The sequence below is a fragment of the Methanobrevibacter sp. DSM 116169 genome, from assembly GCF_046197865.1.
Taxonomy (GTDB): domain Archaea; phylum Methanobacteriota; class Methanobacteria; order Methanobacteriales; family Methanobacteriaceae; genus JAHKLT01.
In genome coordinates this window covers 1243363-1269706 of record NZ_CP166990.1, presented here as the reverse complement: position 1 = coordinate 1269706, position 26344 = coordinate 1243363, and the positions used below count along the sequence as shown (strand labels likewise).

The following is a 26344-nucleotide window of genomic DNA, read 5'->3' as shown; positions in this document are numbered from 1 at the left end:
AAAAAAGTATAAGTTTACTTATATTAAATTCCTATAAGAATTTTAATACCAAGTAAAATTAAAATAATTCCTCCAAAAACTTCAAATTTGTCTCCAAATTTATTACCAAGTTTTTCACCAAGAAATACTCCAAGTTCTGAGAAAATAAATGCAACTACTCCTATTACAACCATTGGAATGATTATATTATTAAATCCTAAAAGTGAAAAACTCACTCCAATTGCAAATGCATCAATACTTGTAGCTATAGCTAGAATTAATAATTTTTTATGTGAAAATTCACTATTTTCATCTTCTTTTCCTTCTATTTCTCTTACACTATCATAAATCATTTTTACTCCAATTGCAACAAGTAAAATAAATGCAATAATCGGTGCAAAAGTAGAAACAATTGAACTAATTTGTTCTCCAGCTATCCAACCTAAAAGAGGCATTATAGCCTGAAATATTCCAAAAAACAATCCAATAATCAATGTTTGATAGATACTAATGTTTTTTCTAAGTCTAAATCCTTCAGTAAGAGATACACTAAAAGCATCCATTGCAAGAGCAATAGCTATTAAAAAAAGAGAGACAATTTCCATATTAATAATTTATTTTTTATGTATAAATATTTATTTTAAAATAGATTTTTTTATTTAAGTAATTGTTAAGTATATATAATACGTACAAAATAATTATATATATTAAAATTTAATTTTCTATATAAGTGTATTTTACTATAAATTAGTTAGGAGTGTTTTATATGGCTGATGATTTAAATGCAGTTGCTGAGAAAAAACTAAAATCCCGTATTACAAAGTTTAAAAAAGTAATTAAAAGTGATGATGAAAAAGTTAAGTTTTTCGAACAATTAGGAATGTCTGTTGAAGTATTTTTACCAACTAAAGACCCAGAAAATGGAGACAGTATTATATTTTATACTACAGCAGATGGAAATGTTATGGATGCAGAATATTCTTATATGGAAGGAGAAGCAGAACCTATATCTTTACCAATTGAAGATAAAAACTTAAAAATCCTTGTTGAAGCATTTTCAGATGACTTCAAATTAAAATTTGATGAATAAATAATTTATTTATTTTATCAATACTTTTTTTTTATTTAGATATAATGAGCATTATAAGTAATTCTTTAGATGAAATTAAAAAAAGAGAAAATGCTCTTAAAATTATTGAAAACATTACTTTTAATAAAGGCCGAAAATATTTATTTGATTTGACTGGCCTATCTGGTGGATTTATAGCTAGTTCAAATGATTTAAATCTTTTAGAAACATATGTTGGACCAGCAATCTTTGAAAATCAATTAGAAATCCAAGGTAAAATTCATCTGGGTGGTGAAAAAGTTCTAGGAGTTAATAGAACTAGTTCTGGAATTTTAGCTACTATTTTAGCATTAGTTAAAAAAAATTCAAATGTATTGCATTTTGTTCCAGAAAAACCTTCACATCCTTCAATTCCAAGATCATGTAAACTTATTTGTGCAAATTATTATGAATTTGATAATATTAATGATTTTAAACTTTTAGATAATACTAGTTTAATAATTATAACAGGTTCTACAATGGATCATAAAGTTATATCAGAAGATATCTTCTTGAAGATTATTAAAATAGCTAAAGAAAATAATATTCCTGTTTTTGTAGATGATGCATCTGGAGCAAGACTTAGAACTGCAGTTTTTAATCAAAAAAGAGCATGGGATTTAGGTGTAGATCTTGTAATAACCAGTACTGATAAACTGATGAATGGTCCTAGAGGAGGGCTTTTAGCTGGTAAAAAAGAGTTAATAGATTTAATAAAAGTTAAAGCTAATGAATTTGGTCTAGAAGCACAAGGTTCTTCAATACTTGCTATGGTTAATGGATTAAAAGAATATAATCCTCAAAATTTAATTAATGCTATTTCAAAAAAAGATGAATTATTTAATTTAATTAATGAAAGTTTTTCTTATTTTAAAAAAACTCCAACAGGAATAATGATTCAAGAAGAAGATTTAAAAAAAGAAGTAGATAAATACAATATTAATTATAATGTTTCAAGTAGTGATTTAACTTATATTTTTGCTATGATATTACTTAAAAATCAAGGAATTATTACTATTCCTGCAGTTTCAATGCCTGGTGCATCAAATACTATTCGTTTTGATATGTCTTCTAAAGACTCAAATAATCTTTCAATTGAAGATGTTTATAATAAAATTAATTGGTCTTTTGATGAATTACTTAAAATAATTAAAAATAAAAAAGAAATTAGAGAATTATTGTTTAGTCTTTAATTTCAAATTCTCCAGAAATCACCTTCTCAAGAGTACCGTCTGCTTTTTCTACAATTAATGTTCCTTCTTTGTTTATTCCAATGATATATGCATCGAAGCTATTTCCAAATGGTTGTCTGATTTTAGCATATTTTCCTATTGAATATGAATCTTTTCTCCATTCTTTTAATATTTCTTCATATTTTTCATCTTCAAACATTTTGAATATGATTTCGAATTCTTTTAAAAATCGTTTTATGACTTCATTTGCATCAACTTTTGCACCTGATGCTTTATTTAATGAAATTGCTTCTTCTTTTAAATCACCAGACATTTTATTATTTTCTAAACTAACATCTATACCTACACCAATTACTATATATTTTATAGAATTAAGTTTAGCAACTGCTTCAGTTAAAATTCCTGAAACTTTCTTACCATCAATTAAAATATCATTAGGCCATTTAATTTCAACATTTTCAATTCCAAAACTTTTAATTGTATTTGCAACAGCAACACCAGTTGCAAGAGTAATAAGGGAAGCTTTTGTTTGATCGATACGTGGTTTAACAATCATTGTTAACCAGACACCACCAAGAGGAGATTCCCATTTTTTTCCTGATCTGCCTCTACCTTTTGTTTGTTTTTCAGAAATAACTACTGTTTCTTCATCTTGACCTTGATCTGCAAAAAACTTAGCAAGAGTATTAGTTGACATTACTTCTTTATAAACATAAATGTTTTCTTTAAATAAAGGACTATCTAAACCATCAATGATTTTATCTCTTTGGATATGTTCTGTTTTTTCTTTGCCTACATTTTTTATAGTATTCATAAGGCCATCTATATCATAGATAGAAAATTCTTCAGCTGCTTCTTTTGAAATTTTATTTTCTTTTAGTAAAAGATTTAATATTTCATTTTTCATAAGATCATCTTTTTTTATTTATTTGTTGGGTTTTTGCATTAGTTAAATATGAGCCTACAGCTGAAGAGATTGCAGCTATTTTTTTTGCAGGCATAAATGTTGATTTTAATCGACTCACTCGTTCTAAATCTTCTAAAATAACATTTTCCATTTCTTTGTCAATTCCTTTTTTATGTTCATCAATAAAATGTGTATGTAAATCTCCTTGAAGGAAGTTTTCATTTTTCATAATAGCTTTATGGAATGGAATAGTAGTTTTAACACCTAAAATAATGTATTCATTCAATGCTCTTTTCATTCTAGCTATAGATTCATTCCTACTTCTTCCATAAGTAATAAGCTTTGAAATCATTGAATCATAAAAAGTAGGTATTGTATAATTCATATAAACTCCACTATCAAGTCTAACTCCAGGTCCTCCAGGTGATCTATAACCTGTAATTTTACCTGGATCTGGTGAAAAATCAGCCAATGGATTTTCAGCATTAATACGGCATTCAATTGCATGACCATTTACAACAACATCTTCTTGACCTAATGTTAGTTCTCTTCCTGCAGCTATTTTAATTTGCTCTTTAATTAAATCAATATTAGTAATCATTTCAGTAATGGGGTGCTCTACTTGAATACGAGTATTCATTTCAAGGAAATAATACATTCCATTATCATATAAAAATTCAATAGTTCCAGCGCCACTATAACCAATTGTCTCAGCAGCTTTAACTGCACTTTCACCCATCTGATTTCTCAGTTCATCAGTCATTATTGGAGATGGAGCTTCTTCAAGTAATTTTTGATGTCTTCTTTGTATGGAACATTCCCTATCAGCTACATGAATTACATTTCCACTTTCATCAGCTAATACCTGGAATTCAATATGTCTTGGTCTTTCAAGGTATTTTTCTATGAATACTGTTGAATCTCCAAAATTAGTAGAAGCTACAGATTGTGTTGATTCAATAGCTCTTATTAATTCATCTTCTTCATAAACAGCACGCATTCCAATACCTCCACCACCAGCGGAAGCTTTAACAATAACAGGATATCCAATTTTATTTGCAATCTTTGATGCTTCTTTAATATCTGTTACACCATCTGGAGTACCTTCAATAACAGGAACACCTGCTTTTTTCATTAATTTTTTAGAAGTTATTTTATCTCCCATTTCTTGAATAACATTACTAGTAGGGCCTATTAACTTAATTCCATTTTTTTCACATGCTGATGCAAAAGCAGGATTTTCTGCTAAAAAACCATATCCCGGATGAATTGCATCGGATCCAGAATCAATAGCTATATCAATAATCTTATCTATATTTAAATAAGATTTTGCTGGTGAAGGATTTCCTAATGCATATTTTTCATCTGCATAATTAGTATAAAGAGAAGTTTTATCAGCATCAGAATAAACTGCAGCTGTTTTAACATCTAATTCTTTACAACCTCTCATTATTCTTATAGCTATTTCTCCTCTATTTGCAATTAATATTTTATCAAACATAAAAAACTCCATGAAAACTTTTTTTAAATATATAATATAATATGTATATTATTAATTATTATATTTGTTGGCTAAAATAAACATTGGTTAAAATATGAAAAAAATTTCAAAACAAAGACATTTGGAAATGTTAATTCAAGATGTTCCTATTCATCCAAATCCTAAAGTAGATTTAGAACAATATTCTACATCAGCTATTATTGCAGCAGATTTATTATGGAATGCATATTCTTTAGGGGATATTTCATCTAAAACTATTATGGATTTTGGGTGTGGTACTGGAATTTTTTCAATTGCTTCTAGTTTACTTGGAGCTAATAAAATTTATGGAATTGATATAGATGAAGAATCTATTGAAATAGCTAGTGAAACTGCAAAAAGAAAAAATATAGAAAACATTGAATTTATACATTCTGATATATCTGAAGTGCCTAATGATTTTAAAGTTGATACATTGTTTCAAAATCCTCCATTTGGATCTCAAAAAAAAGCAATTAGTGGTAGTGATACTAAGTTTATTAATAAGGCAGTAGCTATTTCTGATGTAGTTTATTCTTTTCATATGGCATCTACTCATGATTATATTTATGATTATTTTGAAAAATTAGGTGGAAAAATAAGTCATGAATTTAAATATAATTTTCCAATTCCAAAGATTTATGATTTCCATACAAAAGAGATTAAAGAAGTTAAAGTTATTGTTTTTCGTGTTGAAATTTCATAAATTAATTAATTTAAATTGTAATAATTAGTTTTGCACTTATATAATAAACAATATATTTAAATACTATTTTTTTTATAAATTATATTAATATATTCTAATGAGTATAATTTTGTAGCCGAGCTACCAATATTATAAGTGATATAATATTGATGAATGTATATGTATTAGTGATAGCTATATTTGTGTTAACAAAAATCTTTATATATAAATATTTATAAACATTTATTAATGTATGAAGATAAGGTATCTGTGTTTTTACCAAGTTCATTTATCTCAGAAACAAAAGATTATAAGCTTAAAACATCTAAAATTGGAATTTTAGGTAGAGCTTTAGCTGTTTTCAGAGTAAGTGATGTTGTTATCTATAATGATGGTTCTGTTAATGATGAATTTGCACAAAAAGATGCAGATTTCATTAGTGAAATTTTAAGTTATATGAATACTCCTCAATATTTGAGGAAAAGAGCTTTTCCTATAAAAGGAGAATTAAAGCATGTTGGTATTTTACCACCGCTTCGAACTCCACATCATCCTACTAGTGAGGAATTAAATGTTGGAGATTATAGACAAGGTTTCACAGTAAAAAGAAATAAAAAAGGAACTTTTATAGATATTGGTACAGATGATCTTGTTTTTTGCAAAGAGCAACTCACTGTTAATAAAGTTTTTAGCTTTAAAGTAAGTAAAATTGCTAAAGAAGTAATAGTCACACCTGATGAACCAGATGACATTTACTGGGGATATAATGTTATATCCACTAATAAAAATCTTAAAAATAGCTTAAAAGTATTAAATCCAGATTTTGTTATATTAACAACAAAATATGGAAAATCAATAAATTCTATTTTTGATGAATTATATAATAAGGTAAATAATTCTAAAAGCATCGCTATTTTATTCGGTGGTCCATATTCTTCAATTAATGAAGATATTGCTAGTTCTAACTGGGATCTTTGTAAAGTTAATACAATTCCATCTCAAGGAACTGAGACTGTTAGGACCGAAGAAGCAGTAATTGCTACTTTATCTATGATTAATCTAATGTTGGATTAATACGCACATACATACACTTACTGAATATATTGTAAATTCATGTTTATCTAGTTTTAACTAGCTTATATTAGCTATTTATTACTATTTATGCAGATAAGTTATTTTAAAATATTCTTATCTTAACTTAGGTTAACTTATGTTATGTAATATAAGTGCCTTATAAAATTCAATTTAAAAATTAAAATGGAAAACTTAAATAAGGAGGTTAATTAAATGGCAAGACATCATCAGCCAAGAAAAGGGTCTGTAGCTTTTAGTCCAAGAAAAAGAGCTGCTAAAGAGACTCCTAGAGTAAAATCTTGGCCAACTATCGATGAAACAAAATTACTTGGTCTCGCAGGTTATAAAGTGGGTATGACTCACGCTATGGTCACAGACACAGATAAAAATTCTCCAACCAATGGTATGGAAGTATTTACTCCTGTAACTGTATTAGAAGTTCCTGCTATCATAGTAATGGGTATAAGAGCATATGAAAAAACATCTCGTGGATTGAAAGTTATAACTGAAGTTATCGCAGACAATTTAGATGAAGAACTTTCTAGGAAAATATCTCTTCCTAAGAAATATAATAAATCTGAAGCTATTGCTAAAATTAAAGAAACTTTAGAATTCACAGAGGATATAAAATTATTAGTACATACTAATCCTAAGGTGACTAGTGTCCCTAAGAAAAAACCAGAAATATTTGAATGTGGTATTGGTGGTACCTCAGCTGAGGAAAAATTAAATGCTGCATTAGAATTATTAGGTGGGGAAGTTAAAGCTAGTGAAATCTTTTCTGAAGGTCAATTCGTAGACGCAATTGCAACAACTAAAGGAAAAGGATTCCAGGGTGTTGTAAAAAGATGGGGAATCAGAATTCAGTATGGTAAAGCTGCAAGAAGTAGTAAAGCTAGACATGTAGGTTCTATTGGACCTTGGACTCCTTCTAGAACTATGTGGACTGTTGCTCAAGCTGGGCAAATGGGTTACCATAAAAGAACAGAATTCAATAAAAAAATTCTAAAAATTGCATCTGCAGATGAAGTAGACCAAGTAAATCCAGATGGTGGATTTATTAAATACGGACTTGTTAAAAATGACTATATTTTAGTTAAAGGTTCTATTCCTGGTCCATCTAAAAGATTAATCATTCTTAGGAAAGCTATGAGGCCTAAAAAGGCAGATGATTTACCTCAAATAAATCATATTAACACTAAATCTAAACAAGGTGTATAATTATGAAGGTTAATGTTTATTCAAAAGAGGGAGAAGTTACTGGAGATATTGAACTTCCAGCTATTTTTGAAGAGGAATTTAGACCAGATCTTATTAAAAGAGCTGTAATTTCTGCTCAAACAGCTAGAGTACAACCTTGGGGTAATGATCCAATGGCAGGTAAAAGAACTTCTGCTGAATCTTGGGGTTCAGGTAGAGGTGCTGCTATGGTACCTAGGATTAAAAACGGTTCTAAAGCTGCTTTTATTCCTTTAGCTGTTGGTGGTAGACAAGCTCATCCTACTAGAGCACAAAAAAATCATCATGAAAAAATCAATATCAAAGAAAGAAGATTTGCTATCAGATCAGCTATTGCAGCTACTTCTAATAAAGAAATAGTTGAAAATAGAGGTCATAACATTGATAATGTAGATCAATTCCCAATTGTTGTTGAAGATGATATTTCTTCTGTTAAGAAAACAAAAGAAACTCGTGAAATTTTCAAAAGCTTAGGAGTTTTTGATGATATTGTTCGTGCTAAAACTGGTAAAAAAATCAGAGCAGGAAGAGGAAAAACAAGAGGCCGTAAATATAAACATGTAAAAGGACCTCTTTTAGTAGTTGATCAGGATAAAGGAATCAGTTTAGGTGCAAGAAACCACGCTGGTTTAGATGTGGTTAGTGTAGAAAACCTCAATGCTGAATTATTAGCGCCAGGTACTCACCCAGGAAGACTTACTATTTTTACAAAATCCGCAATTGAAAAAATTGGAGGATTATTCCAATAATATTGGAAAAAGGTGATTATTATGGATCCATACTCAGTTATTGTAAAACCACATGTTACTGAAAAAACTATGAATTTAATTGATACAAATAATGAACTTGTTTTTGTTATTAACCATAAATCAAACAAAAATGCTGTTAAAAAAGCTTTTAAAGAATTATTCGGTGAAGATGTAGAAAGAGTTAATCTTCATTACAATTCAAAAGGTTTAAAAATAGCATATGTCAAATTAGCTGAAGAAAGTTCTGCAGAAGACATAGCTATTAAGATGGGAGTATTCTAGGGGGATTTTCTATGGGAAAACGACTTATTATTCAAAGAAGAGGAAGAGGAACTCCTGCTTATCGTGTAGCTTCTCATCGTTTTAAAGATAAAATTCAATATAGATCTTACGATGCATTAGAAAAAGAAAGCAGTATTAAAGGAACTGTCACTGAAATTATTCATGACCCTGGTAGAACTGCACCTATTGCAGAAGTTAAATTTGAAAATGGTGAAAAAAGAAATATTCTTGCACCTGAAAGCATTCAAACTGGTGATGAAATTGAATGTGGTATTTCAGCTCCTATAAGCTTTGGTAATACATTACCACTTGCTGAAATTCCAGAAGGAACTCCTATTTACAATATTGAAAATAGACCAGGTGACGGAGGACGTTTTGTAAGGTCTTCTGGTACTTATGCTTCTTTAATTACTCATGATGCAAATCAATCTGTGGTTGAATTACCATCAGGTGAATTAAAATATCTCAACCCAAAATGCCGTGCTAGTATCGGTGTTGTTGCTGGTGGAGGTAGAAAAGAAAAACCATTCCTTAAAGCAGGTAATAGATGGCATGCTCTTAAAGCAAAGGGTAAAAAGTCTATGACTGTTAGAGGAGTAGCAATGAATGCTGTTGACCACCCTCATGGTGGAGGTAACAGACAACATCCTGGACGTCCTACTACTATTTCAAGACATGCACCTCCAGGAAGAAAAGTTGGTTCAATTGCAGCTAAGAGAACAGGTAAAAGAAGATAATTGGAGGTGATTTTTTGGCAAGAAAGGAATTTAAATATAGAGGATATACTCTTAAAGAACTTCAAGAAATGTCTCTTGATGATGTAATAGCATTATTACCTTCAAGACAAAGAAGATCTTTGAAAAGAGGTTTCTTACCAAGACAACAAATTGTTCTTGATAAAATGAGAAAATTGAAAAAAGAAGAAAATAAGGGCGGAAAACCAATCGTTATCAAAACTCACTGTAGAGATATGATAGTTATACCTGAAATGGTCGGTACTAGATTTGGTATATATAACGGACAACATTTTGTTGAAGTAGAAATCGCTCCAGAAATGATTGGATGTTATTTTGGTGAATTTGCACCTACTAGACAAAGAGTTCAACATGGTGACCCAGGTATGGGTGCTACAAGATCATCTATGTTTGTACCACTTAAATAAGGAGATTATAACATGGCGAATAATTATGCATATAATAAAGATATAAATGAATCTAAAATTGCTCGTGCTATGGCTAAATCTCTTAAGATTTCTCCAAAACATTCTGTTGAAATTTGTAATGCTTTAAGAGGAATGAAAGTTTCAGATGCTAAAAATTACTTAGATGAAGTAATTGCTATGGAAAGAGCTGTTCCTTTCAAAAGACATAATAAAAAAGTTGGTCACAGAAAAGGATTAAAAGGATGGCCTAGTGGGCGTTATCCGGTTAAAGCTGCTACTCATATTTTAAAAGTTTTAGAAAATGCTGAAGCAAATGCTGAATATAAAGGTTTGGATAATGAAAAACTTGTTATAGAACATATATCAAGTCACAGGAGTATTATTATTAGGGGAATTATTCCAAGAGCTTTTGGTAGAGTTACTCCATTTAATACACCTACTACCAATATTCAAATTGTTTTAGAGGAGGCTTAAATCAATGATAGAAAAAGATTTTGTCACAGAAGGTTTTAAAAGAACCAGAATTGATGAATATTTAGAATCCGAGCTTGAAAGAGCAGGATATGGTGGAATGGAAGTTCAAATAACTCCTCTTGGAACAATGGTTGTTGTTTATGCTGAAAGACCTGGTATGGTTATTGGTAGGGGTGGAAAAAATGTTCGTACCATTACTAGTACTCTTAAAAATGAATATGGTTTGGACAATCCTCAAATTGAAGTTAAACAAGTTGATGTTCCAGAACTTAATCCTAAAATCATGGCTTATAAAATAGCTAATATGTTACAAAGAGGTATGCACTTTAGGAGAGTTGCTTATTCCACAATTCGTAGAATTATGGGAGCAGGTGCTCAAGGTGTAGAAATTACCATTTCTGGTAAAATCAGAGGTTCAAGATCAGCTGTTGCTAAATTTGTTGAAGGATATATCAAAAAATGTGGTGAACCTTCTATTAAATATGTAGAAAAAGGGTTTGCAACAGTCCAATTAAAACCAGGTGTTTTAGGTATTTATGTTAAAATCATGCCTCCGGGCATTGTTTTACCTGATAGTGTTGACGTTCTTCCTCCAAAAATGGAAATCACTCAAGACAATGAAGTTGTTGAAAGTGAAGAAATGGGCAATTCTGAAGAAGATGTTATTATTGAGGATGAAGATTCTAACGCTGAAGAATTAGAAATACTCGAAGAAGATATTGAAGCAATCGAAGAATTAGATTCTGAAGATTTGAAAGAATTAGATTCTGAAGAGGAAGCTATTGAGGAAGATAATTAATAATGTTTATTTAATTATAAACATCATTCTTTAATTATTATAAAAGAGTTGAAATAATGGCGATTTTAAGAAGTAAAGAAATTTGGGAAATGGAAAATGAGGATATCAATGAAAAATTGATTGAGCTCAAAGCAGAATTAGCCAAAAATATTTCTAAAAGTGCAGCTGCAGGTGTTAATGAAAACCCTGGAAAAGTTAGAGAGCTTAAAAGGACAATAGCTCGTGTTCTTACAATTATGAACGAAAAACAAAAGGAGAATTAAATGTCAAAGATATGTGATGTTTGCGGGCTTCCTGAAGAACTTTGTGTTTGCGAAGAAATTGCAAGAGAAGTTCAAACTGTTAAAGTTTTTACTGTTAGACGTAGATTCGGGAAACTCATGACTATTATTGAAGGTATAGATGAGCATGATATTGATATAAAAGAACTTACTAAAACTCTTAAAAATAAATGTGCTTGTGGTGGAACTTCCAAAAACGGACAAATTGAACTCCAAGGAGATCATAAAGTTAAAGTTAAAGAAGTTTTATCCGACATGGGTTTTTCCTCAGATACAATTGAGATTCGTGAAACCAAAAAAAGAGATTCTAAAAAAAAGAGATAAGTTTACATCTAATTCAATAATTAAATTATTCCATATGTCAGAATCATTATAGAGGTTTAAATGATAAATTCTAAAAATATTGTTTATCATGAGTTAATAGGACTTTCTGTTAATGTTCATAAATTTAATAATGAATCTCTTAATCGAATTGGTACAGTAATAGATGAAACCAAAAATACTTTAAAAATTGAGTTTATTACGGGAAATGGAAAAATAACTGAAAAAGTATTTCCTAAAAAGGTTTCAACTTTCCAATTTAAACTTCCAAACGGGGAATTTGTAGAGATTGATGGAAAAATTTTGTTGATTCGTCCAGAAGATAGAATAAAAAAAAGATATAAGAAAATATAGGTGATATTATGGTAGGACTTAATGTTCAAAAGCCAGAAACTACATGTGAAGATCCTAATTGTCCTTTTCACGGTACTTTACCAGTAAGAGGTCAGGTTCTTGAAGGGGTTGTTGTAAGTGATAAAGCTGAAAAAACTATCACTGTAGAACGTAGTTTCTATAAATTCATAAGAAAATTTGAAAGATATGAAAAAAGAAAATCAAAAATCAGTGTCCATAAACCTGATTGTTTTGATGTTAAAATAGGCGACTCAGTAAAAATTGCTGAATGCAGACCTTTAAGTAAAACTAAACATTTTGTATTAGTTGAATTAAAAGGAGAATAAATTATGAAAGCAATTACATCTAGTGTTTCTAAGCCTTTACCTATTGGAGCTAGACTCCAATGTGTTGATAATACTGGGGCACGTGAAATTCAAATAATATCTGTAAAAGGATATAAAGGGGTTCGTAGAAGAATTGATGTTGCTGGTGTCGGTGACTTAGTTGTTGCTTCAGTTAAAAAAGGAACTGCAGATATGAGAAGAGAAATTGTCAATGCCGTTGTTATTAGACAAAAAAAGGAATTCAGACGTGCTGATGGCCTTCGTGTTAAGTTCGAAGATAACGCAGCTGTTATTATTACTCCTGAAGGAGTTTTAAAAGGGTCTGAAGTAAGAGGTCCTGTAGCTAAAGAAGCTGCAGATAGATGGCCTAGTGTTGGCAGTGCTGCAAGTATTTTAGTATAGGTGATAATGTGTCAATACAACCAAGAAAACAAAGAAAAGCTCGTTATGATGCTCCATTACATAAGCGTCAAAATTATATGAGTTCTAATTTAAGTAAAGAATTAAGAGAACAAGTGGGTGTACGATCATTACCTATTAAAGTCGGAGACAAAGTTAAAGTCTTACGTGGTGATTTCAAACAACAAGAAGGAAAAGTTATTTCAATAACTCACAGAAACTATAAAGTTACTGTTGATGGTGTTGTTTTAAATAAACCTGATGGTAATGCAGTATATGTACCTCTCGACCCATCTAATTTGATGATTATTGATGCAGATTTAGATGATGATAGAAGAATAAAAAATATTGAAGGGGCTAATTAATATGGCTAAAATGGGATCAAGAAAACATCTTAAAAGATTTAAAGCACCTAAAACATGGCCTATCCATCCTAAAGAGGATACATGGACCGTGAAACCTTCCGCAGGTTCACATGCTATTAATAAATCTTTATCCTTAACTTTAGTTATTAGAGATGTTTTAGCTTTAGCAGATAATGCTAGAGAAGCAAAAAGAATCATCAACTCAGGTAATGTTCTAGTTGATGGAAGAGTTATTAAAGATTATAAATTCCCAGTAGGTTTTATGGATATTATTGAAATTCCAAAAACTGGTGAATCTTATAGAATTCTTTTAGATACTAAAGGTAGATTAAAATTACACGAAGTTTCAAAAGATAGCTCAAAATTATGTAAAATTGTTAATAAAACAACTATTAAAGATAATAAAACTCAATTAAATTTACATGATGGTAAAAACTTAATTGTTGATGCAGATGAGTATGATGTATCAGATGTTATTTCTTTAAATGTTGCAAACAATGAAATTGATGAAGTATTTAAATTTGGTGAAGGAGCTTCAGTTTTAGTAACTGGAGGTAAACATACTGGTGAAATAGGTATTATTTCTGAAATTAATGTTGATCAATCTTCCAATCCAAATACTGTAATTATTGAAAACAGTAAAAAGGATACTTTCCTTACTTTAAAAGATTATACTTTTGTTTTAGGTAATGATAAACCTAGTATTTCTTTATTGGAGGCTAATAAATGAACCCAATGAATGAAATTTTAATTTCTAAAGCTACTATTAGTATTGGTGTTGGAGAATCTGGTGAAAGATTATCTCGTGCTATTTCATTATTAGAGAGTATGTTTGGTCAAACTCCTGTTAAGACTTTTTCCAAAGTTACAAATCCTGAATTTGGTATTAGAAAAAATCAACCAATTGCATGTAAAGTAACCTTAAGAGGGGAAAAAGCTAATAAAGCTATTGATATGGTTTTAGAAGGAATTGGTAGAAATATCAAAAGCAAACAATTTGATACTAATGGAAACTTATCTTTTGGTATTACTGAGCACATTGATATTCCAACTATGAAGTATAGTCCAGATATTGGAATTTTTGGTATGAATGTTTCTATTACTTTTGAAAAACCGGGTTATAGGGTTAATAAAAGAAAAATTCAAAAGAAAAACATTCCTCAAAAGCATAGGATTACAAAAGAAGAAACTTTAAAGTTTATGGAAGATAATTTCCAAATTAATTTAAATTCATAGGTGATATTTTGCCAAGAAAATACGGAAAAGCAGCAAAAAAATGTACACGCTGTGGTGATCATTCAGCAATGGTCAGTAGATATAACCTAAGTTTATGTAGACAGTGTTTTAGAGAACTTGCTCCTAAAATGGGTTTTAAAAAATATAATTAGAGGTGTTTTATATGAGTCTTATGGATCCTCTTGCAGATGCTTTAACAAATATAAGGAATAATGAATTACAAGTGAATGATTCATGTTGTATTTCTCCAGCTTCTAAATTAATAGGGCATGTTTTAAGCACTATGCAAAAAGAGAATTATATAGGTAATTTTGAATATGTAGATGACAACAAGGCAGGTAAATTTATTGTGGAACTTGATGGTAACATTAATAAATGTGGTGTTATTAAACCTCGCCATGCTGTTAAGAAAGATGAATTCGAAAAATTCGAAAAAAGATATTTACCAGCAAAAAATTTCGGAATTTTGATCGTTACAACTCCTGAAGGAATTATGACTCACAAAGAGGCTAAAGATAAAGGAATTGGCGGTCGTTTGTTGGCTTACATGTATTAGGTGATAAAATGGTAGTAGCTGCAGCTATAAAGGAAGTTATTGAAATTCCTGAAGGCGTTGAAGTTATAATTGATAAGGATATTTCTATTAAAGGTCCAAATGGTCAAATTTCTAGAAATTTCTCATATCCTAATGTAAAAATTAGTAAAGATGATAATAGTATTGTTCTTGTAACTTCTTTCCCAAAAAAGAAAGATAAATCAATGATTGGAACTACAAAAGCTCATTTAAATAATATGATTAAAGGAGTTACTGATGGTTTTACATATCATATGAAAATTGTATTTGCTCACTTTCCAATGACTGTTAAAGTGAATAAAGATAAAATAAATATTGATAATTTCCTTGGAGAAAGACATCCTAGAATGGCTAATGTAGTCGGTGGTGCAAAAGTTTCTGTTAAGGGAGATGAAGTCACTATTACTGGTGTTAATAAAGAAGATGTTGGTCAAACTATGGCTAATCTTGAACAAGCTACTAAAATTAAAGGACGAGATCCTAGAGTATTCCAAGATGGAATATATTTAGTTAGTAAGGAATAAGGGATTTTTTTTACATTTAGGTGATTAAATGAATAAAAGATTTAAAAGACAAGAATATTCACGTTATAAAAAACTTGGAATAAAATGGAGACGTCCTAGAGGAAAAACCAGTAAAATGAGAAGGTATGAGGCAGGAAAACCAGCAATGCCTGCTATTGGTTATAGGACTCCTAAGGAAACCAGAGGATTACATCCATCTGGATATAAAGATGTTCTTATTCGTAATATGGATGATTTAGAAAAATTAGATCCAGCTACTGAAGCAGGAAGAATAAGTGCAACTATTGGTCAAAAGAAAAAAGAAGTAATGCTTAGTAAAGCATTAGAATTAGGTATTAAAATTTTAAATAAATAATTAATAATCATATTAATATTTTAAACTCTCGGGAATTTTTGAGTTTAATTATTATTTGTTATTTAAGGGAAACTTAGTATTATCTAAGTTTATCAGCTTTGCTGAATACGGAGGATTATAAATGAATCTTACTACACAAAAAAGATTAGCTGCGAGTATACTTAAAGTAGGCTTGAACCGTGTTTGGATCGATCCAGAACAAATTGATGAGGTTTCAAGAGCTATTACTAGGGAAAATGTAAACCAGCTAATAAATGACGGAGTTATTAAAGCTAAACCTAAAAAAGGTATTAGTAGCTTCAGGTCTAAAAAAATAGCGGAACAAAAGAAAAAAGGTAAAAGAAAAGGTAGGGGTAGTATAAAAGGAGCAAAAAATGCTCGGTCACCTAAAAAACAAGTTTGGATGACTACTATCAGGGCTTTAAGAAAAGATCTTAAACAAATGCGTGAAGATGAAGAAATTAATGCTACTACTTATCGTAAATTATATAAAATGGCTAAGGGTGGTGCCTTCAAAAGTAAATCTTACATGAAGACCTATGCTCGCGATCATGATTTGATTAAATAGGAGGAATTAAATTGGCACAAGGAACAAAATATAAAGTAGCATTTAGAAGAAGAAGAGAGGGTAAAACTAATTATGCTGCGAGAATTAAATTAGTCGATCATGACAAACCTCGTTTAGTTGTTAGATTATCCAATTCTTACGTTAATGTTCAAATAATTATGTATAAGAAAGATGGTGATGAAACCATTGTTTCTGCAAATAGTAAAGAATTAATTGATTTAGGATGGTTAGGTGGTTTGAAAAACACCAGTGCAGCTTATTTAACTGCTTACCTTTGCGGTAAAAAAGCAATAGCTAATGATATTGATAATGCAATTTTAGATGTTGGATTAAAATCTCCAATTAAAGGTTCTAAAATCTTTGCAGCTTTAAAAGGAGCTATTGATGCAGGATTAGAAATTCCTCACGGTGAATCTGTTTTACCTAGTGATGATCGTATTACTGGTGAACATATTGCTAATTATGCTGAATCATTATCTGAAGATGAAGTCAAAAAATTATTCTCTAAATATTTAGAAAAAGGACTTCAACCTGTGGATTTACCTAAAAACTTTGATGAAACTAAAAACAAGATTGATGAGACAGGGGTATAAATATGAGTTTTAATATGGAAGAATGGGAACCAAAAACTAAGTTAGGGAATTTAGTTAAAGAAGGTACTATTACTGATATTGATGAGATTTTTGAAAAAGGTCTTCCAATAATGGAATTAGAAATTCTTGACGCATTAATCCCTGATTTAGAAGAAGAAGTTATGGATGTTAATTTAGTACAAAGAATGCACAAATCTGGTAGAAAAGTTAACTTCAGAGTTATTGTTGCTGTTGGTAACAAAGACGGTTATGTTGGTTTAGGCCAAGGTAAAGCTAAAGAAGTAGGGCCTGCTATTAGAAAAGCTGTTGATAATGCTAAATATAATATTATTAAAGTTAGAAGAGGCTGTGGAGATTGGGGTTGTGTATGTCACAGACAACACACAGTTCCTTTCAAAGTCCAAGGTAAAACTAGTAGTGTAAATGTTTCTTTAATACCAGCTCCAGCAGGTGTAGGACTTGTTGTTGGTGATGTAGGTAAAACTATTTTAAAACTTGCAGGTATTCAAGATGTTTGGTCTACTTCTAGTGGTCAAACCCAAACTACTGTTAATTTTGCTAATGCTGTCTTTGACGCATTAAAAGAATTAAGTAAAGTAAAAGCTAGTGAAAAACAACTTAAGAGCATGGGAGTTAGCTCTGAATAATTGGTGATTTGATGTTTTTTGTTATTAGAGTTAGAGGCACAACCGGTGTCATAAGAAATATTGCAGAAACTTTAAAAATGTTAAGACTTAATAGAATTAGCCATGCTGTTTTAGTTGAAGATAATCCTAGTTATAATGGAATGCTTCAAAAATCTAAGGATTATGTTACATGGGGAGAAATTGATGCTGAAACTTTAGCTGAAATTTTATCTAAACGTGGTGAAATCATTGGTGGAGATAAACTTACTAATGAATTCTTAAAAGAAAATTCTGATTATGATTCTATTGATGAATTAGCTAAAGCTTTAGTTAATGGTGAAGTTAAATTGTCTGATTTAAATATTAAGCCTGTTTTACGCCTTCACCCTCCTAGAAAAGGATATGAAAATATTCGTGTTTCCTTTAAAGAAGGAGGTTCTTTAGGTTATAGGGGAGAAGCTATTAAAGAGCTTGCTAAAAAAATGGCTTAAGGTGATACTATGATTAGAACTAAACGTAAAATTAATAAAATGAGAGGTTCAAGATCCATTGGTGGAGGATGTTCCAAGAAAAGAAGAGGGGCTGGTAACAAAGGTGGAAAAGGTAATGCTGGTGCTTCTAAACAACACTGGACTTGGACTGCTAAATATGACCCTGATCATTATGGTAAACATGGTTTTAAAAGACCTCAAAAAATGATTGAAGAAATCAATACAGTTAATGTATCTTACTTAGAAGAAAAAGCTGAAGAACTTTTAGATAAAGGTCTTGCTACTAAAGAAGGAGATACTATTGCAATTGATGTTACTGAATTAGGTTTTAATAAAGTTTTAGCAAAAGGTAATATTACCAAAGCTTTAGCTATTAAATCACCTAGTTTTTCTGAATCTGCTAAGTCAAAAATCGAAGAATGTGGAGGAGAAGCTATAGAATTATAGTTTCTTCTTAGTACTGGGGAATATAATGATTTTAGAAAAATTCACTCCATTATTTAAATTTTTGCCTGAAGTTAAAGCTCCGATTCATAAGGAAGGCTTCAATGAAAAATTAAAATGGACTGCAATTATTTTAGTATTGTACTTTGCTTTAACCCAAATTCCATTATTTGGTTTAAGTCCTAGTGCAGTAGATCAATTTGCACAATTAAGAGCTGTTATGGCAGGAAGTTTTGGTTCAATACTTACATTAGGTATTGGTCCTATTGTTACTTCATCCATTGTACTACAACTTTTAGTTGGTTCAAAATTATTAAAATTAGATTTATCCTCTCATAAAGATAAAGCATTGTTCCAAAGTACTCAAAAAATTTTAGCTATTGTCTTTACAATTTTTGAAGCTGGTGTTTTAGTATTAACTGGTAGTTTAATTCCAATTGATGAATCATATATTGGTATCCTGTTCCTTCAACTTGTTATTGGTGCTATTTTAGTATTGTACCTTGATGAAGTTGTATCAAAATGGGGTTTTGGTAGTGGAATTGGATTGTTTATTGCTGCTGGTGTTTGTGAAGCTATTATTGTAGGTGTATTTAATTTCTTACCTGCTGCTGATGGTTCATATCCAGGTATTTTAGCTGGATTTATCCAATCAATAGCTAATGGCACTCCTGATCTTTCAATATTGCTCCCATTATTTGCAACTATTATTGTATTTTTAATTGTTGTTTATGGTGAATCTATTAGAGTTGAAATTCCTATTTCTAGAGGGCAAATTAGAGGTCATGGTCGTGTTAGAGGTTCTGTAGCTAAATATCCTTTGAAATTTATTTATGCTAGTAATATGCCTGTTATTTTAACTAGTGCATTACTTGTTAATGTTTCATTAATAGCTAGTGTTTTCCAAAGAATTGGGTTTCCTATTTTCGGACAAATTGAACAAGGAAAAGCAGTTAGTGGAATAGCTTTATATTTATCTACTCCAAATAATGTAGCATTACTTTGGACAGATCCAATTAGAGTTTTAATTTATGCAATATTTTTCATTACATGTTGTATTGTATTCTCTTATCTTTGGGTTGAAATTAGTGGATTAAATGCTAAAAAAGTTTCACAACAACTTTATGATTCAGGTATTCAAATACCAGGTTTCAGAAGTAGTAAACGTCAACTTTATAAAATTCTTAAAAAGTATATTCCTGCATTAACTATTATAAGTGGTGCTTTTGTAGGACTTATTGCATTTGGAGCAGATCTTACTTCTGCTTTAGGTGGAGGTACAGGAGTTTTACTTACTGTAGGAATTGTTTATAAACTTTATGAAGAAATGGCTGAAGAGCAACTTATGGACTCACATCCGATGCTTAGAAAATTCTTAGGAGATAATTAAAATTTTAAAATTAGAGGTGTTTGTTTGAAATTAATTGTTTTAACAGGAATTCCTGGATCAGGAAGTACTACTCTTCTTAATAAAACTCTTGAAGAAGTAGATTATCTTCATTTAAATTATGGAGATATAATGACTGAAATAGCTATTGAAGATAAAATTGTTGATAATAGAGATGAACTTAGAAAATTATCTCCTGATATCCAAAAAGGCATTCAAAAGAAAGCTGCTAGAAGAATTAAGGAAAAATCTGAAAAAGAAAATGTTATTGTAGATACTCATTGTACTATAGCAACTCCTTCTGGATTTTTACCAGGTCTTCCTGCATGGGTTTTAGAAGAATTATTGCCTGATATGTTCATATTAATTGAAGCTAATCCTGATGAAATTATTTATAGGAGATTAACTGACACTACTCGTGTTAGGGACATGGAATCTGCTAAAAATATTAAATTACATCAAGAGATGAATAGGGCTGCTTCAATGGCTTATGCTACCTTAACTGGAGCTACAGTTAAAGTTGTTGAAAATCATGATAAACATTTAGATTCTACAGTTTCTAAAATTGTCGAATTATTAAAATAGTTAAAGGAGAATTATTATGGCTGATATTTTCACTGCAATTGGTGGTTTTGTTGCTTATATAATGGCAGCGATTAATGACATTTTAAATCCACTAATTGCATTAGATCCTAATCCATCTAATCCTATATTAACAGTATTTGTTATTAGTTTGGTTGTTTCAATTATTACTACAGTTGCTAATAAATTATTAGTAGATCACGATGAAATGAATGATATTAGGGAAGAAATGAAAGAGTTTCAAAATGAGCTTCGTGAAGCTCAAAAAAGTGGAGATAGTAAAAAAATAGCTAAATTACAGGCTAAACAAGTGGATTTCATGGAAAAACAAAGTAAAATGATGACTAATTCATTTAAACCTGCTATTGTTACAATGGTTCCTATATTACTTGTGTTTTGGTGGATGAGATCTTCAGCCATTAGTGATTTAATAGTTAACCTTCCAGTTACTGTTTATTATGGAACTTTAACTCCAATTTGGCATACTATTGGACCATTAATTTATGGCGGTGAGGCAACTATACCATTTGCAATTGGATGGCTTCTTTGGTACTTTATTTGTACATTAGCTATTGGTCAAATTTTAAGAAAATTTGTAGGAATCAAACAAGGATTCTAATAAATTATATTTATTAATAATAAAAACATATTATTAATATCTCAAATTAATACATTTATTTAAAAATTATAAAATTAGGTGATTAAATGCCTGAATTAAGATATAGATCTAGATCATATAAAAGAATGCGTAAAAATACTCCTGGTGGAGAAAACGTTTTAAGATATAAAAAGAAAAAACCAAGTAAACATGTTTGTGGTGAATGTGGAGCTACTTTAAATGGTGTTCCTCGTGGACGTCCTTATGAAATTAATAAATTATCCAAAACCCAAAAAAGACCTAGTAGGCCTTATGGTGGATATTTATGTTCTGCTTGCATGCGTAAGCATTTCAAAAATGAGGCAAGACAATAATGATTATTACAATCGGTGGTTTAGCTGGTAGTGGTACTACTACTGCAGCTGAAGTATTATCTAAAAAACTTGATATTCCTTATGTTTCTACTGGATCAATTTTCAGAGAAATGGCTAAAGAAAATGGAATGTCTGTTATTGAATTTAGTAAATATGCTGAAAATAATACTGACATCGATATTGAAATTGACAAAAAACAAGCTGAACTAGCTGAAAATTCTGAAAACCTTATTATTGAAGGAAGATTGTCTGCTTATTTTGTTAATGCAGATTTAAAAATTTGGTTAACTGCACCATTTGATGTTCGTGCTAAAAGAATTTGTAATAGGGAATCAAAATCAGAAGAAGTAGCTATACGTGAAATTAAAATACGTGAAGATAGTGAAGCTTTAAGATATCTAGATATTCATAATATTAATATTAACAATCTAGATATTTATGATATATTAATCAATACTAATAGGTTTGTCCCTGAAAGTATTGCTGAAATTATATTTACAACATTAAAGGTGATATAAATGGTATCAATTGAAAAAGGAAGAGTATGTGTTAAAACTGCTGGTAGAGAAGCAGGCGAAAAATGTGCAATAGTTGAAATTATTGATGAAAACTTTGTTGAAGTTATCGGTGAATCTGTAAAAAATAGAAGATGTAATATTGCTCATTTAGAACCTACTGCAGATACTATCGAAGTTTCTAACGATGCTGAAGCTATTAAAGATGCTTTAAAAGCTTTATAATGAAAATGTTTTATTTTAATAAAATATTTTCCATAACTTATTTTTAAAACTCATTTATTTTTAGAGTGATTATTTTTTTGTGATTTTTATGAAAAAGAATATGGTTGTTTTATCTAAATCAAGTACAAATCCTTCATATGGTTGTATACCTGATGAAAGACCTATTGAAGAATATATTTCCAAAGGCATTATTAATTTAGATAAACCATCTGGGCCTACATCTCATGAAGTAGATGCATGGATTAAAATAATTTTAGATTGTGAAAAAACAGGTCATGGTGGTACACTTGATCCTAAAGTCACTGGTATTCTTCCAGTAGGGATTGATGATGCAACTAAATCTATTCAACTTTTACTTGAAGCTCCTAAAGAATATGTTTGTCTTTTAAGATTACATGAAAATGTTTCTCAAGATAAAATTAGAGAAGTCTTTAAAGAATTTACAGGTAAAATTTATCAATTACCTCCTGTAAAATCCGCAGTTAAAAGGGAACTTCGAACTCGTAATGTTTATTATTCTACTATTTATGAAATTGATGGTAGAGATGTTCTTTTTAAAATAGGATGTGAAGCAGGAACATATGTTAGAACTTATTGCCATAACATTGGTGAAGTTTTAGGTGTTGGTGCTCATATGGCAGAACTACGTAGAACTCAAGTTGGATCATTTAATGAAAAATCAAATTTAACTACATTACATGATTTAACAGATAGTTATCATTTTTACAGAGAAGATGGTGATGAAGAGTATTTAAGACAAGCTATTCGCCCAATGGAGAGAGTTGCAGATCATTTACCTAAAATTATTATTAAAGATTCAGCTGTGGGGGCAATTTGTCATGGTGCTGATCTGGCTGTTGGAGGTATAAGTTCCTTCTCAGATGACATTAAAAAACACAATCAAGTAGCTATCTTTTCTTTAAAAGGAGAATTAGTTGCTTCAGGAAATTTATTAGTTGATTTAGAAGAATTAATTACAGCTAATTCTGGAATCGTTGTTAATACTAATAAAGTCTTTATGAAAGAAGATGTTTATCCAATGATGTGGAAATAATTGAGGAGCTTTTTTAAAATGGGGAAAAATAATTCTCGAAAATGGTTATTATTAATCATTATTGCTTGTGCTTCATTTGTTATAGCTTTGGATTCTACTTTTATGAATGTTGCTATTACATCTTTAGTCAAAGATTTAAACACTGATATTGGAACAATACAAACTATTATTACTTTTTATACTTTAATTACTGCATCGTTAATGCTTGTTGGTGCAAAACTTCAAGATATTTATGGTCAAAAAAAGATATTTTTAATTGGTGCTATATTTTATGGTGTAGGTACATTTATTGCATCTATTAGTCAATCGGCTCCAATGCTATTTTTTGGATGGTCATTACTTGAAGGAATTGGTGGAGCTTTAATGACTCCAGCTACATTATCTATTGTTAGTAGAACTTATACTGGAAAAGATAGGACTATTGCTCTTTCTATTGTTAGTGCAATGGCAGGAATAGCTGCAGCTATCGGTCCTTTATTTGGAGGATTTGTTACAACATTTCTTTCATGGAGATTTGGTTTTGCTGTTGAATTAATTGTAATAATATTTATTTTTGTTTTCTCTAAAGAAATTAAAGACTTTGAGCCTATAAGTACAGGAAGATTTGATAAGTTAGGATCTATTTTATCAATTTTTGGATTAGTTGTTTTAGTTATAGGTATATTAGCTATTAATTCAGATTTTGTACAATTTTCTCCATTTATCATAGTTTTTGCAATTATTATTTTAGCTATATTTTATTATTATGAAAATAAATTAAAAAATAATGGAAATGAACCTTTATTTGATGTATCAATGCTTAAAATTAAAAATTTATCTGTTGGATCTATAATTCGTTTAATTGCAAGTGTTGCACTTGCAGGTGCATTATTTTCAATATCTATATTTTTACAATCTGTTATGAAAATTGATGCTTTTACAACTGGTTTAACATTGGTTCCTTTAACAATAGGTTTATTATTATTTGCATTAATATCTCCTAGACTTACTAATTATATATCTCATAAATTAATAATTTGTTTTGGCTTTGTTATATCTATAATTGGTGCATTACTTTTAAGATTTAATTTTGGGTTAGATATAGATTTAATAACATTACTACCAGGTATGTTTTTACTTGGTGGAGGTTTAGGATTTGTAATTTCATTAATATTAGATTTAGCATTAAATGAAATTGAGAAAAAAGATCAAGCTTCAGCTTCAGGTTTCATTTCTACTTCTGCTAATTTAGGTATTTCTATGGGTACTGCGGTTATTGGAACAATTTTAATTCTAGGTGCTTTTGGAGGGCTTTATGATGCAATTGATCAATATTATCCTGAGAAGATTGATGATGCTCATTTTAAAGAAGATGCGAAAAATTATGTTAATAAAGTAGGTACACTTAGTGAAGATCAAAAAGAAAATTATCATGTTAAAGAAATTTCTAATATTATTGTTTTTAATGCAATGAAATTAGTAATGAATGTTATTATATTAATTCTTATAATTGGTTTAGGCCTTTCTTTTACTTTAAAAAATATTAAATATTCTTAATTTTTGATATTTTTTATTTTTTACCAATACATTTAAATATGTTAAATATTAAATATTTTGTTATACTATAATACTTATTTTATTTGTATTATTTTGCCGAGATAGTCTAGCTTGGTAAGGCGCAAGACTGGAAATCTTGTGGGGATTATCCCCTCCTGGGTTCAAATCCCAGTCTCGGCGTTTATTAGCTTTAAACAGTTATTTTAATTATTCTACTAATTTTATAAATGATTGTTTTTATCTGATATTTATGAACTCTTAGTTGTATACTAAGTTTTAGTATTGTTGAATAAAACTGTGTTTTGTAATACGAAACATTCGAACCTATTCTTTTTTAAGTCTCGTAGGTTTGCTCTATAAATGGAGGTTATTTAATGGAAGACGAATTTAAGCACTTGGTGCGTATTTCTAGAAAGGATGTAGATGGTAATAAAACCATTGAACACGCTTTAACTGATATTAAAGGTGTAGGATTATCTTTATCTAGGTCTATGTCTCTTATATTAGGATTAAACTCAACTGATAAAATTGGTTATCTTGAAGATGAAAAAGTTGCAAAAATTGAAAAAATTATTGAAAATCCTAAAGAACATGGTGTTCCTGAATGGATGTTAAATAGAAGGAATGACTATGAAACTGGTGAAACTAGTCATTTAATTGAATCTGATCTTGATATGATTTTAAGAGATGATTTAAATAGAATGAAAAAAACTAGAAGTTATAAAGGTCGTAGACATGAAGTTGGTTTACCTGTTAGAGGTCAAAGAACCAAGTCTACTTTCAGAAAAGGCTCATCAGTTGGCGTAAGTAGATCAAGAGGATAGACTCATAATTTATTTTATTAAATCTATAAAAGATAGATTTTTTTATAATTATTTTATTAAGGAGATAATATAATGGGACACCCAAGAAAATCAAGGAAGAAGTATAACACACCACCTCATCCTTGGAATGCAGAAAGAATTAAAGATGAAAACAAACTAATGGTTAAGTACGGTTTAAAAAATAAAAAAGAAATTTGGAAAGCTGATACATTAGTTAGAAGATATAGTCGTGAAGCAAGATATTTATTAGGTTTTTCTTCAGATCAAGTAGAAGTAGAAAAATTAGAATTGTTAGGTCACTTAGCTAGAACAGGTGTATTAGCAGAAAGCGCTGCACTTGAAGATATTTTAAACTTAACTGTTGAAGATATTTTAAGAAGAAGATTGCAAACTGTAGTATATAAAAAAGGTTTAGCACGTACTCCTAAAGAAGCAAGAATGTTTGTTGTACATGGACATATTGCTTTAAATGGTAAAAAAATAGATTCTCCAAGTTATGTTGTTTTAAGAGGTCAAGAAGATCAAATAGGATTTTATGGATCTTCTCCTGTAGCTAAACAAATACAAGAACACAATAATGCTGATAAAGCTGAAATTGTTGAAGAAAATAATGAATAGGTGT

41 protein-coding genes and 1 tRNA gene are annotated in these 26344 nt (G+C 29.8%); 39 read left to right on the top strand and 3 right to left on the bottom strand.

Annotated elements, in window-relative coordinates:
- Positions 1-23: 23 nt before the first annotated feature.
- A complete protein-coding gene (locus ACA134_RS06290) occupies positions 24-590 on the bottom strand; it encodes a manganese efflux pump MntP family protein (RefSeq protein ID WP_409201080.1) in 567 nt (188 codons plus the stop codon).
- A gap of 155 nt (positions 591-745) precedes the next feature.
- Here ACA134_RS06290 and ACA134_RS06285 point away from each other — a divergent pair, with 155 nt between their 5' ends.
- Positions 746-1069 (top strand): hypothetical protein, encoded by a 324-nt coding sequence (locus ACA134_RS06285; protein WP_409199570.1) that lies wholly within the window; start codon positions 746-748, stop codon positions 1067-1069.
- A gap of 44 nt (positions 1070-1113) precedes the next feature.
- Positions 1114-2280, top strand: a complete 1167-nt coding sequence (locus ACA134_RS06280; RefSeq protein ID WP_409199569.1) for a TIGR03576 family pyridoxal phosphate-dependent enzyme — start codon at positions 1114-1116, stop codon at positions 2278-2280.
- On the opposite strand, the gene ACA134_RS06275 is transcribed toward ACA134_RS06280, so the two are convergent.
- Both ACA134_RS06275 and ACA134_RS06270 read right to left on the bottom strand, forming a co-directional pair.
- The gene (locus tag ACA134_RS06275) at positions 2270-3187 is read right to left on the bottom strand and encodes a biotin--[acetyl-CoA-carboxylase] ligase (RefSeq protein ID WP_409199568.1); all 918 of its coding nucleotides are present in this window, start codon (positions 3185-3187) and stop codon (positions 2270-2272) included. The genes ACA134_RS06280 and ACA134_RS06275 overlap by 11 nt on opposite strands.
- Positions 3188-3191: 4 nt before the next feature.
- Positions 3192-4688 carry an acetyl-CoA carboxylase biotin carboxylase subunit gene (locus tag ACA134_RS06270; RefSeq protein WP_409199567.1) on the bottom strand — a complete coding sequence of 499 codons (1497 nt, stop codon included), beginning with the start codon at positions 4686-4688 and terminating at the stop codon, positions 3192-3194.
- A gap of 94 nt (positions 4689-4782) precedes the next feature.
- Between ACA134_RS06270 and ACA134_RS06265 the strand changes: the two genes are divergently transcribed.
- The 37 genes from ACA134_RS06265 (at position 4783) to ACA134_RS06085 (ending at position 26340) form a co-directional block, all read left to right on the top strand.
- The gene (locus ACA134_RS06265; protein ID WP_409199566.1) at positions 4783-5412 is read left to right on the top strand and encodes an METTL5 family protein; all 630 of its coding nucleotides are present in this window, start codon (positions 4783-4785) and stop codon (positions 5410-5412) included.
- A 228-nt stretch (positions 5413-5640) separates the two neighbouring features.
- Positions 5641-6465: a putative RNA uridine N3 methyltransferase gene (locus tag ACA134_RS06260; protein ID WP_409199565.1), complete on the top strand. Its 825-nt coding sequence runs from the start codon at positions 5641-5643 to the stop codon at positions 6463-6465.
- Positions 6466-6678: 213 nt separating this feature from the next.
- The gene (gene rpl3p / locus ACA134_RS06255; RefSeq protein ID WP_409199564.1) at positions 6679-7686 is read left to right on the top strand and encodes a 50S ribosomal protein L3; all 1008 of its coding nucleotides are present in this window, start codon (positions 6679-6681) and stop codon (positions 7684-7686) included.
- A 2-nt stretch (positions 7687-7688) separates the two neighbouring features.
- Complete coding sequence (gene rpl4p, locus ACA134_RS06250) at positions 7689-8453, top strand: 50S ribosomal protein L4 (protein WP_409199563.1); 765 nt, start codon at positions 7689-7691, stop codon at positions 8451-8453.
- A 21-nt stretch (positions 8454-8474) separates the two neighbouring features.
- On the top strand, positions 8475-8735 hold the full coding sequence (locus tag ACA134_RS06245; RefSeq protein ID WP_409199562.1) for a 50S ribosomal protein L23: 261 nt from the start codon (positions 8475-8477) through the stop codon (positions 8733-8735).
- An 11-nt stretch (positions 8736-8746) separates the two neighbouring features.
- Positions 8747-9472, top strand: coding sequence for a 50S ribosomal protein L2 (locus ACA134_RS06240; RefSeq protein ID WP_409199561.1), 726 nt, complete (start codon positions 8747-8749; stop codon positions 9470-9472).
- A 14-nt stretch (positions 9473-9486) separates the two neighbouring features.
- Positions 9487-9897, top strand: a complete 411-nt coding sequence (rpsS, locus tag ACA134_RS06235; RefSeq protein WP_409199560.1) for a 30S ribosomal protein S19 — start codon at positions 9487-9489, stop codon at positions 9895-9897.
- 12 nt (positions 9898-9909) lie between these two features.
- Positions 9910-10371, top strand: a complete 462-nt coding sequence (locus ACA134_RS06230; protein WP_409199559.1) for a 50S ribosomal protein L22 — start codon at positions 9910-9912, stop codon at positions 10369-10371.
- Positions 10372-10375: 4 nt separating this feature from the next.
- Positions 10376-11170, top strand: a complete 795-nt coding sequence (locus tag ACA134_RS06225) for a 30S ribosomal protein S3 (RefSeq protein WP_409199558.1) — start codon at positions 10376-10378, stop codon at positions 11168-11170.
- Positions 11171-11226: 56 nt separating this feature from the next.
- Complete coding sequence (gene rpmC, locus ACA134_RS06220; RefSeq protein ID WP_409199557.1) at positions 11227-11433, top strand: 50S ribosomal protein L29; 207 nt, start codon at positions 11227-11229, stop codon at positions 11431-11433.
- Positions 11434-11775 carry a stress response translation initiation inhibitor YciH gene (gene yciH, locus ACA134_RS06215; protein ID WP_409199556.1) on the top strand — a complete coding sequence of 114 codons (342 nt, stop codon included), beginning with the start codon at positions 11434-11436 and terminating at the stop codon, positions 11773-11775.
- A gap of 60 nt (positions 11776-11835) precedes the next feature.
- The gene (locus tag ACA134_RS06210; protein WP_409199555.1) at positions 11836-12126 is read left to right on the top strand and encodes a ribonuclease P protein component 1; all 291 of its coding nucleotides are present in this window, start codon (positions 11836-11838) and stop codon (positions 12124-12126) included.
- Positions 12127-12134: 8 nt separating this feature from the next.
- Entirely contained in the window at positions 12135-12452 is a 318-nt protein-coding gene (locus ACA134_RS06205) for a 30S ribosomal protein S17 (RefSeq protein WP_409199554.1), read from the top strand.
- Positions 12453-12455: 3 nt separating this feature from the next.
- Positions 12456-12854 carry a 50S ribosomal protein L14 gene (locus tag ACA134_RS06200; RefSeq protein ID WP_409199553.1) on the top strand — a complete coding sequence of 133 codons (399 nt, stop codon included), beginning with the start codon at positions 12456-12458 and terminating at the stop codon, positions 12852-12854.
- 8 nt (positions 12855-12862) lie between these two features.
- On the top strand, positions 12863-13216 hold the full coding sequence (rplX, locus tag ACA134_RS06195; RefSeq protein WP_409199552.1) for a 50S ribosomal protein L24: 354 nt from the start codon (positions 12863-12865) through the stop codon (positions 13214-13216).
- Position 13217: 1 nt separating this feature from the next.
- Entirely contained in the window at positions 13218-13946 is a 729-nt protein-coding gene (locus tag ACA134_RS06190) for a 30S ribosomal protein S4e (protein ID WP_409199551.1), read from the top strand.
- A complete protein-coding gene (locus ACA134_RS06185; RefSeq protein WP_409199550.1) occupies positions 13943-14452 on the top strand; it encodes a 50S ribosomal protein L5 in 510 nt (169 codons plus the stop codon). The genes ACA134_RS06190 and ACA134_RS06185 overlap by 4 nt, the downstream gene beginning before the upstream one ends.
- Before the next feature lie 8 nt (positions 14453-14460).
- On the top strand, positions 14461-14604 hold the full coding sequence (locus ACA134_RS06180; protein WP_409199549.1) for a 30S ribosomal protein S14: 144 nt from the start codon (positions 14461-14463) through the stop codon (positions 14602-14604).
- 11 nt (positions 14605-14615) lie between these two features.
- On the top strand, positions 14616-15008 hold the full coding sequence (locus ACA134_RS06175; protein WP_409199548.1) for a 30S ribosomal protein S8: 393 nt from the start codon (positions 14616-14618) through the stop codon (positions 15006-15008).
- A gap of 8 nt (positions 15009-15016) precedes the next feature.
- The gene (locus ACA134_RS06170) at positions 15017-15550 is read left to right on the top strand and encodes a 50S ribosomal protein L6 (protein WP_409199547.1); all 534 of its coding nucleotides are present in this window, start codon (positions 15017-15019) and stop codon (positions 15548-15550) included.
- 28 nt (positions 15551-15578) lie between these two features.
- Complete coding sequence (locus ACA134_RS06165; protein ID WP_409199546.1) at positions 15579-15905, top strand: 50S ribosomal protein L32e; 327 nt, start codon at positions 15579-15581, stop codon at positions 15903-15905.
- Between the two features lie 121 nt (positions 15906-16026).
- Positions 16027-16473: a 50S ribosomal protein L19e gene (locus ACA134_RS06160; RefSeq protein WP_409199545.1), complete on the top strand. Its 447-nt coding sequence runs from the start codon at positions 16027-16029 to the stop codon at positions 16471-16473.
- An 11-nt stretch (positions 16474-16484) separates the two neighbouring features.
- Positions 16485-17066 (top strand): 50S ribosomal protein L18, encoded by a 582-nt coding sequence (locus tag ACA134_RS06155; RefSeq protein WP_409199544.1) that lies wholly within the window; start codon positions 16485-16487, stop codon positions 17064-17066.
- 2 nt (positions 17067-17068) lie between these two features.
- On the top strand, positions 17069-17713 hold the full coding sequence (gene rpsE, locus ACA134_RS06150) for a 30S ribosomal protein S5 (RefSeq protein ID WP_409199543.1): 645 nt from the start codon (positions 17069-17071) through the stop codon (positions 17711-17713).
- 11 nt (positions 17714-17724) lie between these two features.
- Positions 17725-18183 (top strand): 50S ribosomal protein L30, encoded by a 459-nt coding sequence (gene rpmD / locus ACA134_RS06145; protein WP_409199542.1) that lies wholly within the window; start codon positions 17725-17727, stop codon positions 18181-18183.
- Between the two features lie 9 nt (positions 18184-18192).
- Positions 18193-18630: an uL15 family ribosomal protein gene (locus ACA134_RS06140; RefSeq protein ID WP_409199541.1), complete on the top strand. Its 438-nt coding sequence runs from the start codon at positions 18193-18195 to the stop codon at positions 18628-18630.
- Between the two features lie 25 nt (positions 18631-18655).
- Positions 18656-20017 carry a preprotein translocase subunit SecY gene (gene secY, locus ACA134_RS06135; RefSeq protein ID WP_409199540.1) on the top strand — a complete coding sequence of 454 codons (1362 nt, stop codon included), beginning with the start codon at positions 18656-18658 and terminating at the stop codon, positions 20015-20017.
- A gap of 24 nt (positions 20018-20041) precedes the next feature.
- A complete protein-coding gene (locus tag ACA134_RS06130; protein ID WP_409199539.1) occupies positions 20042-20599 on the top strand; it encodes an adenylate kinase in 558 nt (185 codons plus the stop codon).
- Positions 20600-20615: 16 nt separating this feature from the next.
- Complete coding sequence (locus ACA134_RS06125; RefSeq protein WP_409199538.1) at positions 20616-21215, top strand: DUF106 domain-containing protein; 600 nt, start codon at positions 20616-20618, stop codon at positions 21213-21215.
- An 86-nt stretch (positions 21216-21301) separates the two neighbouring features.
- Complete coding sequence (locus ACA134_RS06120) at positions 21302-21568, top strand: 50S ribosomal protein L34e (protein WP_409199537.1); 267 nt, start codon at positions 21302-21304, stop codon at positions 21566-21568.
- Positions 21568-22086 (top strand): (d)CMP kinase, encoded by a 519-nt coding sequence (gene cmk / locus ACA134_RS06115; RefSeq protein WP_409199536.1) that lies wholly within the window; start codon positions 21568-21570, stop codon positions 22084-22086. Before ACA134_RS06120 ends, cmk begins: the two co-directional genes overlap by 1 nt.
- Positions 22087-22308, top strand: a complete 222-nt coding sequence (locus ACA134_RS06110; protein WP_409199535.1) for a 50S ribosomal protein L14e — start codon at positions 22087-22089, stop codon at positions 22306-22308.
- An 88-nt stretch (positions 22309-22396) separates the two neighbouring features.
- Positions 22397-23362, top strand: a complete 966-nt coding sequence (locus tag ACA134_RS06105; protein WP_409199534.1) for an RNA-guided pseudouridylation complex pseudouridine synthase subunit Cbf5 — start codon at positions 22397-22399, stop codon at positions 23360-23362.
- 18 nt (positions 23363-23380) lie between these two features.
- Positions 23381-24898, top strand: a complete 1518-nt coding sequence (locus tag ACA134_RS06100) for an MFS transporter (protein WP_409199533.1) — start codon at positions 23381-23383, stop codon at positions 24896-24898.
- A 95-nt stretch (positions 24899-24993) separates the two neighbouring features.
- Positions 24994-25078, top strand: a tRNA-Ser gene (locus tag ACA134_RS06095).
- 194 nt (positions 25079-25272) lie between these two features.
- A complete protein-coding gene (locus ACA134_RS06090) occupies positions 25273-25722 on the top strand; it encodes a 30S ribosomal protein S13 (protein WP_409199532.1) in 450 nt (149 codons plus the stop codon).
- Positions 25723-25794: 72 nt separating this feature from the next.
- Entirely contained in the window at positions 25795-26340 is a 546-nt protein-coding gene (locus ACA134_RS06085) for a 30S ribosomal protein S4 (RefSeq protein ID WP_409199531.1), read from the top strand.
- Positions 26341-26344 lie beyond the last annotated feature (4 nt).